Source organism: Vibrio sp. ZOR0018 (genome assembly GCF_963865925.1).
Classification (GTDB): domain Bacteria; phylum Pseudomonadota; class Gammaproteobacteria; order Enterobacterales; family Vibrionaceae; genus Vibrio; species Vibrio anguillarum.
Genome location: NZ_CAWMCN010000110.1, coordinates 44,502 through 61,640, shown reverse-complemented (window position 1 = coordinate 61,640; position 17,139 = coordinate 44,502). Strand labels below are relative to the sequence as shown.

Genomic DNA, 17,139 nt, shown 5'->3' with positions numbered 1-17,139 from the left:
TATTTAATCTCTGATTGTTGTTTTTAATTATTTATATGTTATTGAATATAAAAGAGCATAATTTAAACAATGGAGATAAATTTATGAACGATAAAAATGATTTAAATCTGAACGAATCGAAAGTCGATACAACAAAAGATAAAGCTACTCAAATTGCTTCAATGGCAAATGATGAGTTGAAAGGGACTGTAAACGCTGTGAAGAGTGTTAAAACGGTTAATGACCTAAAGGCATTGCCTGTAAATGCAAAAGCGTTTGTAGCTGGTTTGGGCGTTGTTCTGTGCTTAATGTTGTATACGCTGTTTGGAGCAAGTGGATTTGAGTATCATGGTGAGTATGTGATTGATCAGTCTGCTTACACAAAACACCAAAATATTCCTGAGAATAAGAACATCTTTAAGATCACGGATGATGAGATAACACTAATGGGAGATAAAGAATTTTATAGAGTGGTTGAAGAGAAGGGCGATTCAGTTCTGATCAAGATAGGTAAGAACGAGAATGACTTGCTCGATGCTGAGATCAAGAAGACTGACAAGGGATTAGATGTTTTGTTGAAGGGTCGTGCAACGATAGTGATGCATATCAAACCGAAAGAGTAACATCCAGAGATGAGAAGGCGAAAGCCTTCTTTATTTGCGTCTAAGACGCTCTGATTTGCTAATGTTTGTAGTATGTAGGATATACAACACTCAAATTTGCTTCTAAGGGCATTAAACTATGGCAATAAAAGCAATACTACCGATTCGTTTAAAGATCCAAGGAAGTTTACACATCTTCCTGATCGATTATGACTTAGCTGTAAAGTTCAGATCTGGTGAGATCAGTATGATTGAACTAAAAGAGCTTAGTTCGAGTGTGTCTATCAATACAAGCTACGCACTGTAACTCTCATTCATCTACATACGAGAATCTATCTATTGTCTTGTCTCAAACCATTGCACAAAATTAAATTGCTATTCCTTCCAGTCATAGCCAGTTCTGAAAGAATTGGCATTTTAATAACTGACACTGCAAAGCCTTTCAACAACAATTCCAGTTCTCCAATTTCTAAATAAAAAAGAAAGAAGAATCTTTAATTCTTTTTAAAGCTTACCTGTAGTTCGCTTGCGAATTACAGAGTTTATAAAAGATCTTTTAGTATATTAAAAAGAGTTTATAATTAGTGTGTTTCCCCTTGGTCGTATAAGTGTTTCACCTTAGACATATATCGCATATTTGTGTGTTTCACCTTAGACACGACGAACATATTTTTGATCAAAACTGTCATGTATTGACAATCAAAATCAGTTTGTTTTTAGTTTTGAAAACTTCCAAAAGAAATAAATATTATAATACGCATTTCTTTTATGAATAAAATCGATTGATATTTATATCTTTAATCTATTTTTTCGATGATAAGTTTTAGTAAAGATAAATTTCAATTTCAAGCGAACGCTTAAAAACATTATGTTTGTGAGAATATTTTAGTATCTGAATTGTATAATTAACTTTTTTACTGCGCGAATAATTTGATTTTATGTAGAAAATAGCTGAAAGGCGTTGTTTGACAAGAAATAAATAAATGGTATCACATATATTACAGAAATAAAAAAAGGCATCATAGAGATGCCGTTTCGAAAATAATAAGTGACGCTAACACTTTTAAAATCTTAATTACAATTTACCTTGTATATAAAAAATGTCAAGGGGTTAAGCTTCAAAAAGTGTTTTTTCGAAATAAACCAGTTTGGAGCTATTTTTATGAGTAAATTAAACAAAAACAAAAAAACTAATCTTGTTGCACTGCCATTTAGCACTGCAATTTTAAATCACAAGGCCAGCACTATCGATGTGCTATTTCAAGACTTATTACCAAAACACATTCTTACCCTGATCTGGATTATCGGGCGTTATCAGTTGTTTCAAAACACACATTTCAACAAATCTGACCAAACTTTTTTCATTACACAAGAAGCATTTACCAAGTTCAGAGACAGATACAGAAGAAGCTCAGAGATGATAGATATGATGAACGCACTACGTTCACATCCATACATTTCAGATATTCAATGGGGCACAAACGACACTATCAATATTGAAATTAGTGAGCGTTTTCATGAAGAAATGGCTAAATCAAGAAAACATTACTACGTAAATTTAGAGTTTCTTTCAACAAAAGAAGTATTGAAGTCAAGAGATATGATGTTCTATGCGATTTTGATTGATTTTAACAAAACAATTGATCGCGGTGACATCATTGAACTGTCAAACAAAATCAAAAAAGAAAGTGATAAAGCTGTTTCTAAAAGACAGCGTTGTAATCGTATCCAAAAGATAAAAGCAGCGTTTCAAACATTAGCTGCATTAGGCTACTTAGAACAGCTTGCTTATCACGTTGTCAGAAAGTTCAAACTAACATTCAAATCATTAACAAAATCATTTGAATACAAGCCATTTTCACGCAAAAAAGAGCCGTGGGAAGACGTGGACTTTGACGCGATATTCAAAGAACGTGGTATAGCAATTTAAAATTAAGGAGATAATTATGAGCGAACAAACAAAAAAAGATTTAAGACCTGTAATCTTGTGGATCAAAAGTTTCCCTGTTTTTAAGGAATCTAAGCCTGTGGCATGTTCACAAATTTTAAAGCAGTTGTTTGAAGAGAACAGCAAGCGTTCTGAGCCGTTCACTACGACTGAAATACGAAAGGGCAGCTTCATTGCTTCAACTAAAGATCTGAGAGTCTTAAAAGCGACTGTGAGCGGTGAATATGATGTTTTTCATGATCTTTATGGCAATCGTATTGAGACATATCCAATACGTGAAGACTTGCTTGAAAAAGTGCAGCAAGGAATTGTATCTGTTAAAGCAGAGATGAAGGCTCGTAGAGCTGAAAAAGCAGCGGCTCGTAAGGCAGCTAAACAAGCTAAGGCTAAGAGAGAACAAGAGCAAAAGACGGCACAGATTGCTGTTAAGAAGAAAAAAACTCTTGGTGCTGCAAAAGACAAAAAGCCTGTTGAAATTTTGGTGAAGAAGAAAAAGCGTAAAGTTTTATCTCTAAAATAATCAGAGATTTGTTGTTGCATTTTTAATTTTTCGGAAAAATTGCAAGTTTTGCAAAAAATAATATTTGTGTATTTTTAGGCAATATTTAATCCTTTGGAATAATATTTTAAATTGATTTAACTATTGTCTCTTGCAAGTTTTAATATGCATGTTATAAAAATATATATATCATTAATCAAAGGAGATATATATAATGAGTTATGAATTTAAAAATACAGATATGTTAGTTGAAATATTAGATAGAATTAAAAGTGAGCATGAAACTTATCCAGAATCTGGCTTAATTGCTGATGATGCGACAAATGAAAGAATTCAAGATATTCTTCGAGATTTTGGAATAGATGATGATTCAGATGATATTGCAGAAAAGTTTGGACATCATGGTTTAGATATAATTCGTCATGCTGAACACGGTTCTTATGATTATGAAGAGTTACAACAAAAACCTAAGCATTTGAAGTCTAATAAATTAGAATCTGAATTTGTGAAAAATTTAAGAAAAAATCGAAAACGAAGAAATAGAAGAAATTAAAATGGTTGTTGAATCAGAAAGTTTTTAAAACAAAGAGAAGCAAATGCTTCTCTTTTCGTTTAAGTAAGAAACATGTGTTGTACAAAAAATCACTCGTTTTAGTGTCTTTTTAGTTAAGTAATCAGTGATATAATCGCTGTCATAAGACTGAATTCACAAAGAAAAGATGAAATCACAAGAAGAACTGGACGAAAAGCTTGTTGGCTTAGTTCACTCCTTAGAAGAGCTTTCACAAGCCATCTCTCGCGCAAGTGCAGTGGATGACGTAGAAGAGTTGGCTAAGTTGCTCGAAAAGCGCACTGCGCTTGAATCTGAATGTAAGAAAATTGAGAGAAAACGATACGAGTTGAGTTGATAGAAAGGGAAGCATCGCTTCTCTTTTTTGTTTGTGCAATGACCGATCAGTTCTGTGCGATATTGATCTATTCGTGCCGCTGAATCATACTACTGTATATCTATACAGCATTGTGATTTTTTATGAAAGTAATCCCACTATTTGCATCGGCTGGCATTACGGGCTTTGAGAGTCCTGCTGCTGAATACAACCAATTAGACCTATCGCTTGATGAGCTACTTGTCGAACGTCCGTCCAGTACGTTTTTAGGTTTCGCACAAGGCGAATCAATGATTGATGTGGGTATATTTGACGGTGATTTATTGATCGTTGATAGGTTTCCAGTAGCTAAACACAACGATGTGATAGTAGCTAACTTGAACGGTGAATTTATCTGTAAAATCATAGATATGCATAATCGCCAGCTCTTATCAGCTAACCCTAAATACGGCACTGTTACGATCACGGAAAACGATACTTTCACCATTGAAGGTGTTGTAGTGAGTTCTGTTCGATTGTTCAAGAAAAGCTTTTTGTTGAGCGCATAAGCCATGTTTGCCTTAGTCGATGCTAACTCTTTTTATTGCAGCGCGGAAACTGTCTTTCGACCTGATTTAAGGGATAAGCCAATCATTGTTCTTTCGAATAACGATGGCTGTATCGTTGCGGCAAACAGAAGAGCAAAGGATCTTGGTGTTCCTAAGTTTTCTCCATACTTCAAAATCAAAGCTGAATGTGAAGCAAAAGGTGTGATTGCGTTTAGCTCGAACTACGAACTGTATTCAGATCTGAGTGCGAAAATGATGAACGTGATAGGGCGGTTTGCACCTGAGCAGTTTGTTTATTCGATAGATGAGAGTTTTCTTTCATTTCAACGAACATTTCCAGCAATTCCATGTTTGAAAAAGCATGGTGAAGCTTTGCGTAAAGCTGTATGGAAAGAAACACGACTTCCTGTATGTGTCGGCTTTGGCACAACGTTAACACTCGCAAAAATGGCAAATCACTTGGCTAAAAAGATCAGAAGTTTCAATGGTGTTTGCGTCTTAGATGATCAAGACAAAACGTTAGAACTGTTGAAAAAAGTGGAAGTTGGTGATGTTTGGGGGATTGGTCGAAAGTTGTCTAAACGAATGCAGTTTATGGGTATCACCACAGCGTATGATTTAGCAAAATATCCAGTCGGTTTGCTAAGGAAAGATTTCAACGTTGAAGTTGAACGAACGGCAAGAGAGTTGAACGGGCAGATCTGCAAAGGTTGGGATTTAATAAAAGCTAATAAACAGCAAATTTATTCTACAAGATCTGTGGGGGAGCGAATCACAGACGTTGAAAATCTACGGCAAGCCTTGGTCAAACACGCTGGAATAGCTTCACGGAAATTGAGAGAGCAAAATTCACTGACAAAAGTAATGTTGTGTTTTGCTGCTTCTTCACCATTTGATGAAAAGCCAGCTTCATTCAAGACTATACATAGATTTAGCTTTCCAACGAGTGATATCACTCATCTCTCACAAGTCGCGTCGAATGCCGCTGATGAACTGTTCAAAGACGGTGTTCGTTTTTACAAAATAGGGGTAGGGCTTTTAGATTTGTCTGACGGTAGTATGCAGCAATTAGATATGCTTAACGATAATCCATCTAATGATAAGCTCAACGCTGTTTTTGACAGTTTAAATCGAAAATACGGCACTGATGCAGTGTTCATTGCAGGGCAAGGCATCAAGCAAGAATGGAGTATGAAAAGACAGTTGTTGTCGAAACAGTACACAACAAAATGGTCTGACTTACCAAAAATTAGTTGTCGATAGATTGTTCTTTTTGATCGGTCCTGATAATTTTAAATCATCAAATCAATTTCTTGGTGAATCATGAAATACGATATTTTTAAAACTAAATATCAAACTGTTCTGTCTGATAAAAAAACTGTAAAAATGCTTAAACAAATGATCGGGCATGTTCCGACTTTTGAAGAATTTTTAGTTGAAGATTCATACTTAGCGAATCAATTAAATGATGTTCTTGGTATAAATACAAATGCAGAAGAATTGTTTTATGAGCAAAGTAGAAAACTTGTTTTTGTAAATAAATCGATTGTCGAAATGTTGAATCGTGCAAAGTTTACATCAAATCTAAATGCAACGATTAGACCACCGAAAGGTTTTGAAACTTTCGCTTTGTGTTTTGAAAAAGATACGTATGTAAAAGTCAATGGTCAGAACATCAAGCTCTATCCTTGTCAGATCACTGTTCTCTCAGAAGAAGAAATGTATGAAAAAGTGCATGTGCCGTTTGGTGAACTGACAGGTTTGAAGATTCAGAGAAACCCTGAAATAAACATTTCAATAACTGTGAGTTATAAAATCAAAGATGTTACATACAGAAGTTGTGTTGATGTTTCTGAGATAATTTCAAAGTTAGACAATGGTGTGAAAGAATCATCTGAGTTATCGACAATTGTTGATCAGAGATTAAATGATATTGAACAACTAACGACAAATACACTAATGAAAATCGCTGTTCAACTTTTGATTTTTAACTCTGCAACTGACAATAAATACTTAGTGAATGGCTTTCCGCATCAAGCAAAGTTTCGAATGCCTGAAAAAACTACAAGAAATTATTGGAATGCTTCATATTTCAACTATGAACCATCGAACAAAATCTCTGAACACATTCGAAGTGCGCATTTTCGAAATTTGCAACACGATAAATTCTATCGTGGTGAATTTGAAACAGTGCAAAAAGGTAGCCGTTGGATCTTAGTTAAAGAAAGTTTTGTCGGCAAGTCTAAAACCTACGTTCAGTTAGATTCATAAGTTGTATAAAAAGTTGTTTTACCAGAATAGGGGGTGAAGATTTTCTTCACCCTTTTTCTTTGTGCAAAGAATAAACCAAGTCAGTGTAGTAGTAGCCTGTTTGTATGAAGAATCTGTTGTCTGATTAGCTAACTTAGATACGTTGAACTTCGAGCATTAGGAGTTAGGACAGTCGAATTCTTAGTGATTAATTTGTTAACAAAAAGTCAGTTTATAATGTACAAACAATTCAAGAACATCGAAGCCACTAATCTTAGTGACTTTTAGTATGAGGAATCAGCTATGAATAAGATAGGTGTATCAAAACAGACGTTGAATGGCTGAGTTTTGATTTGGATTGATGTATTGTATAGCCAATGAACCTTTTGAAGTGTGTACCGATGAGCAATCAAAACATAATTGACGTTGAAGTTGAAAATGATTTCATTAACAGAACCTTAACAGGCAAGGCAGTGCAAGCTTTGATCGAGTTAGTCTGGAATGCTTTCGATGCAGATGCCGAAAACGTCTACCTTAAAATCAATCACGGTGAGCTGGGTATTGAGTCGATTACGATAACTGATGATGGCACAGGTATTGAGCAATCTAAATTCAAAGACTATTTTAAAAGCTTAGGTGTATCATGGAAAAAAACAGAACTCCGCTCAAAATCTGGACGTTATTTACATGGTAAGTTAGGTCAAGGGCGATTTAAATCCTTTATTGTAGGTAGATATGTTGAGTGGCAAACGACAATATCATCTAATGATAGATATGAAAAATATACAATTAGTGGACTTGCAGATAACCCAAAACAATTTAGATACACAGACTCTGAATTTTTAGATAAGGGAACAACTGGCACGATTGTTACGATACGAGAAATCCAATGTAGCTCTTCAGACCTAACAATTCCGAGAATAAAAGAAGAGTTTTCAACTGTATTCGCTAATTATCTAAATAAATACCCAAGTTTAAAGTTGCATATAGAAGATGAGATTTTAGATCCGTCTTCACTGATATCATATCAAGATAAATTTGAGTTAGAACCGATAGAATTTGATGGCGAACGGTATGATTACACACTTAATATCATCGAATGGGATTTTCATTGTAAGAATGAAATCCATTTTTGTAATGTTAGTGGCTTACCAATCTTACCTTGTAATGAAAAACCTATCGGAACCAAAGGTTTTAACTATACAGCATATTTAAGATCAGACCACATTTCAGTTTTGTCAGATAAGGGGTTGTTAGACTTTGATAGTTTAGAACCATCTTTAAACTCTGCTATTGAAAATTGTATTAGCAAACTAAATTCATATTTTCAAAAACGAAAGCTTGAAAAAAGTGTAAGTAAAATTGACAGATGGAAAAAAGAAGAAATCTATCCGTATAAAAATAGATCGTATTCACCCATCGAGCAAGCTGAAAAAGATATGTTCGATATCTTAGCTGTTAATATCAGCGACTCGATCCCAAGCTTCGAGAAAAGTGATAAAACTATTAAGAAATTTCAACTTCAATTGTTGAAGCAAGTTGTAAATACACAACCAAGTGACCTACAAGATATTTTAAAAGAAGTCCTTAAACTATCGAAAAAGAAACAAAAGGAACTATCTGAATTAATTAAAGATGTTAGCCTAAACTCTATTATAAATATGTCAAAAGTAGTTTCTGATAGAATAGCATTTATAACTGGTCTTGAAGAGATTTTATACAACAAAGAGACTAAGGCAATACTAAAAGAGAGAACACAGTTACATAAAATATTAGCAGAAAACACTTGGGTATTTGGTGATGCATTCAACATGACAGTCAACGATCAGTCGTTAACCAAAGTATTAGAAAAACACTTAAAGTCTACAAACAGCGATCTGATCATTGATAAGCCCGTAAAGAGAGTTGATGGACGTAGTGGTATTGTAGATTTGATGTTAACACGTGCTTTACCAACTAATCATAGCGATCAGGTTGAGCACTTGGTTGTGGAGTTAAAAGCACCGAAAGTTAAAGTGGGGGCTGCGGAATTAAACCAAGTTAAGTCATATGCATGGGCTGTAGCTGCTGATGAAAGGTTTGAGAATCTGGATTCTCGATGGACATTTGTCGTTATCTCAAACGAATTAGATGCATTTGTTCAACAAGACTTAAAGAATGACAAGACTGGCAGTGGTATCGCTTATGATGTAGATAATATCCGTGTTTTGGTTAAAACGTGGTCCCAGATTATCGCTGAATGTAAGCACCGACTAAAATTTATGAAAGATGAACTAAATTTAAATGTTTCCGCAACAGATGGGTTAAAATACATCAAAGAGCATTACTCAGAATACACTGAAGGTGTTGAAGTGAGTGAGGACGACTTAGTCATGTCATAAGTGATTTTAATAACATATGAGTTAGTAGAACATTGAAGCCACTCTATCGAGTGGCTTCTTTCATATATGCCTAATTTACCACTTTAGTTGGCTCAACATACGCTTTCGTTCCGAACAGCGGCACAGTAGATAGACTGTGTTTAAAGCTGCCATCTGTCTCTTTGGTCGTGTAGGACAAGTAGAGTAGAGTTTGATTTTCAGGGTCGTAGATTCGACGCACTTTCATTGTTTTAAAAAAGATGCTCTTCGACTTTTTAAACACCACTTCACCCGATTTGCTCTTATCAATTTTTGCGATCATCTCAGGCGTAATTTCGCCTGTTTGCCGACATGCGATAGAGCTATCGCTTGGGTCGGCAAAGCTTAGATCAGCTTCGATAGACGCGATATGACAAGTAACGCCTGTCACTTCTTCATCTACTAAGCTCGAAATTGAAATGTCCTTTAGAGTGAACCACCCAAGACCTACATCGCCAACTTCGTTATCAGAACAACCGACCAAAGCAGTTGCCATCAATGCACTTAAAAGCATTTTTTTCATTCGTAAATCCTTGTTACTAACGGTTTTGGAAAGTGTAACACGTATCATTTGGTGTAAGTTCATTTTCACAGAATAGCTGTTTGTCAAAACTGAACTGAACTTTCAACAACAGCTATTTCGCTTGAGTTTTGTTCAGCAATGAGTGAAACCTAATACTTTGATAAATCCAATGAAAATCAGGCTCATATATAGTAGTATTAGGCACAAAATCGATACAAATCGCTACGGTACTTCATAATGGCATCTGAGACTCTTTTCTCAAACAAAGAAACCACAAACAGCAAACAAATCGCAATTCTGAAGAAGCATTTTCCACAATGTTTTGATAAGAACGGTAGCTTCATGCAAGACCGCATGATGGAAGTTATTGAATCGAATGAAGTTGAACTCTCGAAAGAGAGTTATTCTTTGAATTGGCTCGGTAAGTCATATGCGAAACTGATGTCGAATCTACCACCTAAAAAGCTGATGGGGGTTGATGCTGAACATAATAGCCAACCAGATAACAAGTCGAGTAAACACCTTTTATTCAAAGGGGATAACTTAGAAGTACTGAAACATCTGGTGAACACCTACGGTGAAGAAGTACACATGATCTACATAGATCCTCCGTACAACACAGGTAAAGATGGTTTTGCATACAACGATGATCGCAAGTTCACAAAAGAGCAGCTAAGTGAGCTTGCAGGTATTGACCTTGATGAAGCAGAAAGGATTCTAAAGTATACGGTTAAAGGAGATAGTAGTCATAGTGCATGGTTAACCTTCATGTATCCAAGATTACACATAGCTCGTGAATTGCTACGTGATGATGGTGTGATATTCATTTCACTTGACGACAATGAGTTAGCGCAACTCCGTGTACTTTGCGATGAAGTTTTTGGTGAACAAAATTTCTTAGGTAATGTTATTTGGAAGAACGTTACTGATAACAACCCGACAAACATCGCTACTGAGCATGAATATATTGTCGCTTATGCGAAAAGCCGTAGCCATATTGCGCAAGTTTGGAAAAGTAGAATTTCTGATGTCAAAGACAATCTGATTGAGCTTGGTGAGAAATTGATCGCGGAGTATGACGATGAAAAGAAATTGCAGGCTGCATATTCAAAATGGTTTAAAGACAACAAGTTTCAACTTGGTCCGCTTGACCGATATAAGCTAATCGACAAAGGCGGTATCTACATCAATAGCCAGAGCGTACACAACCCAGGCAAAGAAGGATACCGTTACGATGTTATACATCCAGAAACGAAAAAACCTTGCAAACAACCGTTGATGGGCTACCGATTTAAAGAATCGACAATGCAAAAGCTGATAGACCAAGACAAAATTATCTATGGCAAAGACCATAATAAGATAATTGAGTTAAAGCTATATCTTTCTGAGTTTCAGGAAAAATTCTCCAGTGTATTGGAGTTAGATGGTCGTATTGGTGCAAATGAGTTGCGTTCCCTATTCCCTGAAATGAAACAAGCTTTTACTAACCCTAAATCAACCCAACTTATTGAAATGTTGATTTCGTATGTTTGTGAAGGTGAGGGTATTATCTGTGATTTCTTTGCAGGTTCTGGCACAACTGCACATGCAGTTATGAACCTGAACCATAAAGAAAACCAAAACTATAGATTCATTACTGTACAGCTCGATGAACCAACAAAAGAAAAATCAGAAGCTCTATCAGCAGGTTATGAAACAATATTCGACGTAACCAAAGAACGACTCATACGAGCCAGTGCTCAAAACGGGAACCAAGGCTTTAAAATCTACTCTCTTGTAGAAGATTTTCGTGTGCAGGATGAAGATATCGAGTTTGCATTAGAAAACTTAACGATGTTTGATGATGTGGTTTTGAACAAAGAGCAATATGATACCTTGTTAACTACATGGCGTTTGCATGATGGCAGTGATCTCGCTGATGAAGTTATCGACGTAGAATTTGATGGTTATGTCGCACATCTGTGTGATAACAGGCTCTATATGTTGGAATCTGGTATTACATCTGAAGGGATAAAAGCTTTAATCCTGAAACTGGATACTGATGAATCGTTTAGCCCTAACAAAGTTGTTTTTTATGGCGCTAACTTTGACAGTGGTAAGCAAAGAGAACTTAAAGATGCTCTAAAAAACCACTCAAATAAAAAATCTATTGAAATTGATGTAATGGTGCGCAACTGATGTCAAAAGGATTTTCATTTGAAAAAAATCTTCCCCATCAGCAAGTAGGGGTGGATTCTGTTATCAGCTTTTTCAATGGCGCAGATGTGAGCTATGTAAGTGATTATCGAATCAAGTATCGCTCGAATCCGATTATCAAGGTTGATCGTGATTTACTAAAATCGAATATTGAAAATATTCAGCGGAAGAACTCTATCTCGCATGATCCAATGTTTTACGATTTGGATAGCAACGTAATCGACATAAAGATGGAAACAGGTACAGGTAAAACATACACCTATACAAAAACCATCTTTGAACTGAATAAGTCTTTTGACATCAATAAATTTGTTATTGTTGTTCCAACTCTTTCAATCAAGGCTGGTACAGTAAACTTTCTTAGAAGTTCAGCTTTGAAAGAGCATTTCAGGGATGACTATGACCGAGAAATCAAAACATATGTCGTAGATAGTAAGAAGAATGCTGGCAAAAAGGGCAAAAGAAACTACATGCCGCAAGCCATCCATGACTTTGTTGAAGCTGATAATGTAAACCGAAAACACATTCATGTTTTGATCATTAATACTGGCATGGTCAACTCGAAAAAATCTATGAATGAACCTTATGACAAGGGGTTGCTTGATAACTTATACGATACTCCAGCAGAAGCTATCAGCGCGATAAATCCTTTTATCATCATTGATGAGCCTCATAAGTTCCCCAAGGGCAACGCAACTTGGAAGAATATAAAATCATATAAGCCTCAGTATATCATTCAATACGGTGCAACTTTTGGCAACGATGAATACGATAATCTACTGTACGATCTTGATGCTATCCAAGCCTTCAACCAAGGGCTTGTTAAAAACGTTGACGTATATATAGAGAAAGGTACAGGTGAAGAGGTAGCTTCGGTTAAACTCACCAAAGTTGAAGGAAAAGTCGCCACCTTTAAGCTTACTGAACGTAACAAAGTAAAATCATTGCCGTTTAGTAAGGGTGATTCTTTGGTCGCTTTACACGCAGAATTAAGAGGTCTAAGTGTAGAACTCATTGATGCAACTCAGAAAACTGTGATTCTGAGTAATGGGATCGAGATGAAGGCAGGTGTCAATCAGCTCAACCCATACGCTTACTCTTCTATTTTAGAAGACGATATGATGCGTAAGGCTATTAAGCGACATTTCGAAGTAGAAAGAGAATTATTGACGCAAACACCAAGAATTAAGCCTCTTGCTTTGTTCTTTATTGATGATATCGAAGGTTATCGCGACGGTAATGATATCAGTGGTACTTTGAAGAAAAAGTTTGAAGATTGGGTCGTTTTTGAAGCTAAAGAACAACTAAAAACAGTTAAGGATGAGTTTTATCGAACATACCTTGAACAGACTATCAATGATGTAAGTAGTGTTCATGGTGGATATTTCTCAAAAGATAACACTGGTGCTGATGAAAAAGTCGAAGAAGAAATCAACGAAATTCTTCATGATAAAGAGAAACTGCTTTCGTTGGATAACCCAAGACGCTTCATCTTCTCCAAATGGACACTAAGAGAAGGTTGGGATAATCCTAACGTATTCAGCATATGTAAACTCAGAACAAGCGGTAGCAAAACATCCAAACTACAAGAAGTTGGTCGTGGCCTACGACTTCCTGTAAATGAGTTTATGAGTCGTGTTAAGGATCGAACATTTGCACTTAATTACTTTGTTGACTTTACAGAGCAAAACTTTGTTTCCTTGTTAAAAGGTGAAATTAATAGTGCATCTCAACGGGAACCAATTCCAACAGAGTTTGACGCAAACTTAATGGAGCGCATTAAATCTGCATATCCAGAACTGTCAAATTTCAATATCATGAGCAACTTGATTAACAAGGGTATCATGGATGAAAACCAACAGTTTTTGAAGGATGACTCTTTTGAATTGTTAAAAGAAGAATACTCAGGAGCGTTCCAGAAAGGTCTTATGGAAGGGAAGGTGCGTGAGGCATCTAAGACCAAAAGAACATCTAAAATGCGTATTGGCATGTTTGATGAGCTTAAAGAGTTGTGGGAGCGAATCAATACTAAGGCGATACTGCAGTATAAGATTGATAGTGAAGATCATTTCCTTGGATTGTTTGAAAGCTATTTGAGAGAGTATTCCGACGAGTTCAAAAAATCTGGCTTTCGTACAGTAGTGGAAGAAGTACGTATTAAGAACAATATGGCTCAATCAACTCAAACAACTACTGAAAACCTTGTTTTGTTTAGTAACCTCTCCTACGCACAATTTCTTGAAGAGTTGTCTGAGATTTCTTTCATCAAACGTTCTACACTGCATAAGGCATTCATTGCAGTAAAAGACCTGTTCGATATTCGTGACTACCTAAACAACAACACGATAAGAAAGATCAATAGTGACTTTAATGATTATTTGCTAAGTAATTCATTTAACAAATTTAGTATTGGTTACAACATTATCTCAAGTAAGTCCTATCCAACCAAATTCACGGATTCATTAGGTAATCCAGTTGATGAAGTTAGCTCTGCAGACTTGGGTGTGCATCATGATATGTTGAATACTCCTTTGAATGGGTATTTGTTCGAGGATGTATTCTATGATTCTGAGTTAGAACGACTGAATATTGTTGAAGATAATGTTGTTGGTGTGACTGTTTTTACTAAGATTCCTAAAAACTCAATCAAAATACCAGTATCTGGCGGTGGAACATATTCGCCTGACTTTGCTTACGTTATCAAAACGAAGCAAGGAGAGTTCCTAAACTTTATCATTGAGTCTAAGAACCTATCTGGTAAGAAGCAACTGCGACAGGAAGAGAAGCAAAAGATTGCTCATGCTGAGAAGTTGTTCGAGAAAATTGCAGAAGATTTAGGTGGAGATATCAAGATTGAGTTTAAGACGCAGTTCAAAGATGAAAAAATTATCGAAATAATCGAGCCACATCTTAGTTAATACTGAAACCCCAATAACAGCGTTATTGGGGTTTATTTTTATCAGCCGTGGTGACTCTGACATTGTTGAAAGAAGATGTATTGAGCTGTCTCTGTGGGTTAAATTGGTATTACTAATGGATTGACTATATACAGTTGGCTATGGCATGGAGTGAGCAAATTGATATCACAAATTAATTTTGAAAGCGTTGCGAGCTATAGAGGTAAAACATCGCTCAATACAGACAAGAAAGTGAACATAATCTATGGCTTAAACGGGTCGGGGAAAAGCACATTCTCTAACTACTTTTACAAACCAAGTGACGAAAAATACCAGGCATGTTCGTATACTGATGATGGTTCAAAGATTCTTGTTTATAATCAGGAGTTTATAAGGGATAACTTTTACACGGAAGACACAATTAATGGAATCTTCAGTCTTTCAAAAGAGAATAAAGAAGCCAAAGAAAAGATTGAACAAATAGCGAAGGAACTTGATCAAAAAAACATCGATAGTGAAAAGTATCGAGATCAGATCCAGAAGCAAAACGATGATATATCAAAAGCCAAAGACAAAGCACAAAAGGTCGTTTGGGATATCAAGAAAAACTACTCTGGTGGTGATCGAGTTCTTGAGTTTTGTCTGACAGGTTTAATGGGCAGGAAAGAAACACTATTTGAGCATTTGGCTTCTATACCTTTAGCTTCCGTGAAGCCTAAGAAAACGGTTGAGCAGCTCAAAGAAGAGGTTGCCGCTATAAATGGCGATAAAGCTACCACTCATTCCGTTTTACCCAAAATCACTTTATCTGAACTATCAGTAGAAGAAATAGAACTACTGAACGATGTCATTGTAGGTAATGAAGATAGTGCTGTTGCAAAGCTAATCACAGAGTTAAACAACTCTGATTGGGTAAGTGATGGGCTTCAATATCTCGACAACATCGATGATGATACATGTCCTTTTTGCCAATCCAAAACGATTACAGCCGATTTAATAAAGCAGATTAGAGATTACTTTGATGAGTCTTATGAAGAAAGTAAAACAAAAATCAGCAATATCCTTATCAAATACAAAAAAATAGTCGATTCCTTTCCTGACTTAGAAATATACAAAACTACTCCATTTGCAGCCGATAAGTTGGCTGGGATGACAGAATCACATTCGTCAATACATGAAATACTAAACTCGAACTTACGCAAGATTGAACAAAAAGAACACACTCCAAGCATCAAAGTTGAGTTGGAAGGCTTTAGTGCGGATTTAACAACATTCAACCAGTATGTAGAACAGGTAAACCAAAGCATTGGTGCTCATAATCAAAGAATTGCCAATTCAAGTAATGAATTACAGAAAATTAAAAATGAGTTCTGGAAGATTGTTCGTTGGGAGTACGATCAGACGATCAAGAGCTTTGATACCATTGAAAGCGATGGTGATGCAGAAATTAAAAAACTAACGGCAAGTAAAAATACTGTAGATTCTGAGATTGTAACTCTGGAAGAAGATCGAGTTAAGTATCAGAAACAAACGATAAGTATCGAAGAATCAATAATTAATATCAACAAAGGTCTTTCTGATATTGGCATAACTGACTTTTATATTGAGAGTTGTGGAGATGAACTGTATCGCCTTGTAAGGTCTGGTTCTGAAGGTTCAATCTTTTTATCGTTGTCAGAAGGTGAAAAGATGATTATAAGCTTTTTGTACTTCAGAGAACTGTTTCGTGGCAAACAAACAGCAGATGAAGCTCATGTTAAGAAAATTGCTGTGATTGACGATCCAGTATCAAGCCTTTCTCATATATTTGTTTATAACATCGGTCAGCTCATCAAAAATGACTTCTTCAATTCAAAAAACTTGGAACAAGTTTTTGTGCTGACGCATAGCTTGTATTTCTTCTATGAGCTGGTGGACGCAAATCACAAACGAAGAAAAGCAAATCAATCGTTATTCAGATTATCTAAGAATATGAAAGGCACGACTATCGACACCATGAATTACGAAGAAGTGCAGAATGACTATCAATCGTACTGGTCTGTGATAAATGATGAAAATCAACCACCTGCATTGATTGCAAACTGTATGCGCAACGTGGTGGAGTATTTCTTCAACTTCGTTCAAAAGTCAGATCTAAGCAACGTGATGCAAAAACCTGAGCTTCAAGAAGTCAAATATCAAGCGTTCATTAGATACATAAACCGTGAATCACACTCACTTGGACAGAATATCTTTGACTTCAAAGAGTTTGATTATGGGGCGTTTAGAGATGGACTTAAGTTCATTTTTGAAGATACAGGTTACAGTGACCACTACCAGAAAATGTCTCAGATATAAATATGATAAATAGCCACTCAGTCGAGTGGCTATATTTTAGATAAGAATAAGCTAAAGGTAGGTGGTTAAAATTT

At 35.8% G+C, this 17,139-nt stretch carries 14 protein-coding genes; 13 read left to right on the top strand and 1 reads right to left on the bottom strand.

Features of this window, described 5'->3' with window-relative positions; translation table 11 throughout:
• Positions 1-83: 83 nt before the first annotated feature.
• The 10 genes from AACR75_RS09550 to AACR75_RS09505 all read left to right on the top strand — a co-directional run bounded on the left by AACR75_RS09550 (position 84) and on the right by AACR75_RS09505 (position 9,094).
• Positions 84-602, top strand: coding sequence for a hypothetical protein (locus AACR75_RS09550; RefSeq protein WP_047689810.1), 519 nt, complete (start codon positions 84-86; stop codon positions 600-602).
• 118 nt (positions 603-720) lie between these two features.
• Positions 721-888, top strand: a complete 168-nt coding sequence (locus AACR75_RS09545) for a hypothetical protein (protein ID WP_156117110.1) — start codon at positions 721-723, stop codon at positions 886-888.
• An 855-nt stretch (positions 889-1,743) separates the two neighbouring features.
• On the top strand, positions 1,744-2,511 hold the full coding sequence (locus AACR75_RS09540; protein WP_047689807.1) for a hypothetical protein: 768 nt from the start codon (positions 1,744-1,746) through the stop codon (positions 2,509-2,511).
• Positions 2,512-2,527: 16 nt separating this feature from the next.
• Complete coding sequence (locus AACR75_RS09535; RefSeq protein WP_047689804.1) at positions 2,528-3,049, top strand: hypothetical protein; 522 nt, start codon at positions 2,528-2,530, stop codon at positions 3,047-3,049.
• A 193-nt stretch (positions 3,050-3,242) separates the two neighbouring features.
• Complete coding sequence (locus AACR75_RS09530) at positions 3,243-3,581, top strand: hypothetical protein (protein WP_047689802.1); 339 nt, start codon at positions 3,243-3,245, stop codon at positions 3,579-3,581.
• Positions 3,582-3,747: 166 nt separating this feature from the next.
• Positions 3,748-3,936 carry a hypothetical protein gene (locus tag AACR75_RS09525; RefSeq protein WP_047689800.1) on the top strand — a complete coding sequence of 63 codons (189 nt, stop codon included), beginning with the start codon at positions 3,748-3,750 and terminating at the stop codon, positions 3,934-3,936.
• Between the two features lie 122 nt (positions 3,937-4,058).
• Positions 4,059-4,463: a LexA family protein gene (locus AACR75_RS09520; protein WP_029803474.1), complete on the top strand. Its 405-nt coding sequence runs from the start codon at positions 4,059-4,061 to the stop codon at positions 4,461-4,463.
• 3 nt (positions 4,464-4,466) lie between these two features.
• A complete protein-coding gene (locus tag AACR75_RS09515) occupies positions 4,467-5,726 on the top strand; it encodes a Y-family DNA polymerase (RefSeq protein ID WP_047689797.1) in 1,260 nt (419 codons plus the stop codon).
• Positions 5,727-5,786: 60 nt separating this feature from the next.
• On the top strand, positions 5,787-6,734 hold the full coding sequence (locus AACR75_RS09510; protein ID WP_047689795.1) for a hypothetical protein: 948 nt from the start codon (positions 5,787-5,789) through the stop codon (positions 6,732-6,734).
• Positions 6,735-7,114: 380 nt separating this feature from the next.
• Positions 7,115-9,094, top strand: a complete 1,980-nt coding sequence (locus AACR75_RS09505) for an ATP-binding protein (protein ID WP_047689793.1) — start codon at positions 7,115-7,117, stop codon at positions 9,092-9,094.
• A 70-nt stretch (positions 9,095-9,164) separates the two neighbouring features.
• Here the strand turns inward: AACR75_RS09505 and AACR75_RS09500 are convergent, their stop codons facing one another.
• Positions 9,165-9,635: a CreA family protein gene (locus AACR75_RS09500; RefSeq protein WP_047689791.1), complete on the bottom strand. Its 471-nt coding sequence runs from the start codon at positions 9,633-9,635 to the stop codon at positions 9,165-9,167.
• 237 nt (positions 9,636-9,872) lie between these two features.
• On the opposite strand from AACR75_RS09500, the gene AACR75_RS09495 reads away from it, so the two are divergent.
• From AACR75_RS09495 to AACR75_RS09485, 3 genes are all read left to right on the top strand, one after another.
• Positions 9,873-11,813, top strand: a complete 1,941-nt coding sequence (locus tag AACR75_RS09495) for a site-specific DNA-methyltransferase (protein WP_047689789.1) — start codon at positions 9,873-9,875, stop codon at positions 11,811-11,813.
• Positions 11,813-14,749 carry a type III restriction-modification system endonuclease gene (locus tag AACR75_RS09490; RefSeq protein WP_047689787.1) on the top strand — a complete coding sequence of 979 codons (2,937 nt, stop codon included), beginning with the start codon at positions 11,813-11,815 and terminating at the stop codon, positions 14,747-14,749. Before AACR75_RS09495 ends, AACR75_RS09490 begins: the two co-directional genes overlap by 1 nt.
• Positions 14,750-14,899: 150 nt before the next feature.
• Positions 14,900-17,065, top strand: coding sequence for an AAA family ATPase (locus AACR75_RS09485; RefSeq protein WP_231564197.1), 2,166 nt, complete (start codon positions 14,900-14,902; stop codon positions 17,063-17,065).
• Positions 17,066-17,139: the final 74 nt, after the last annotated feature.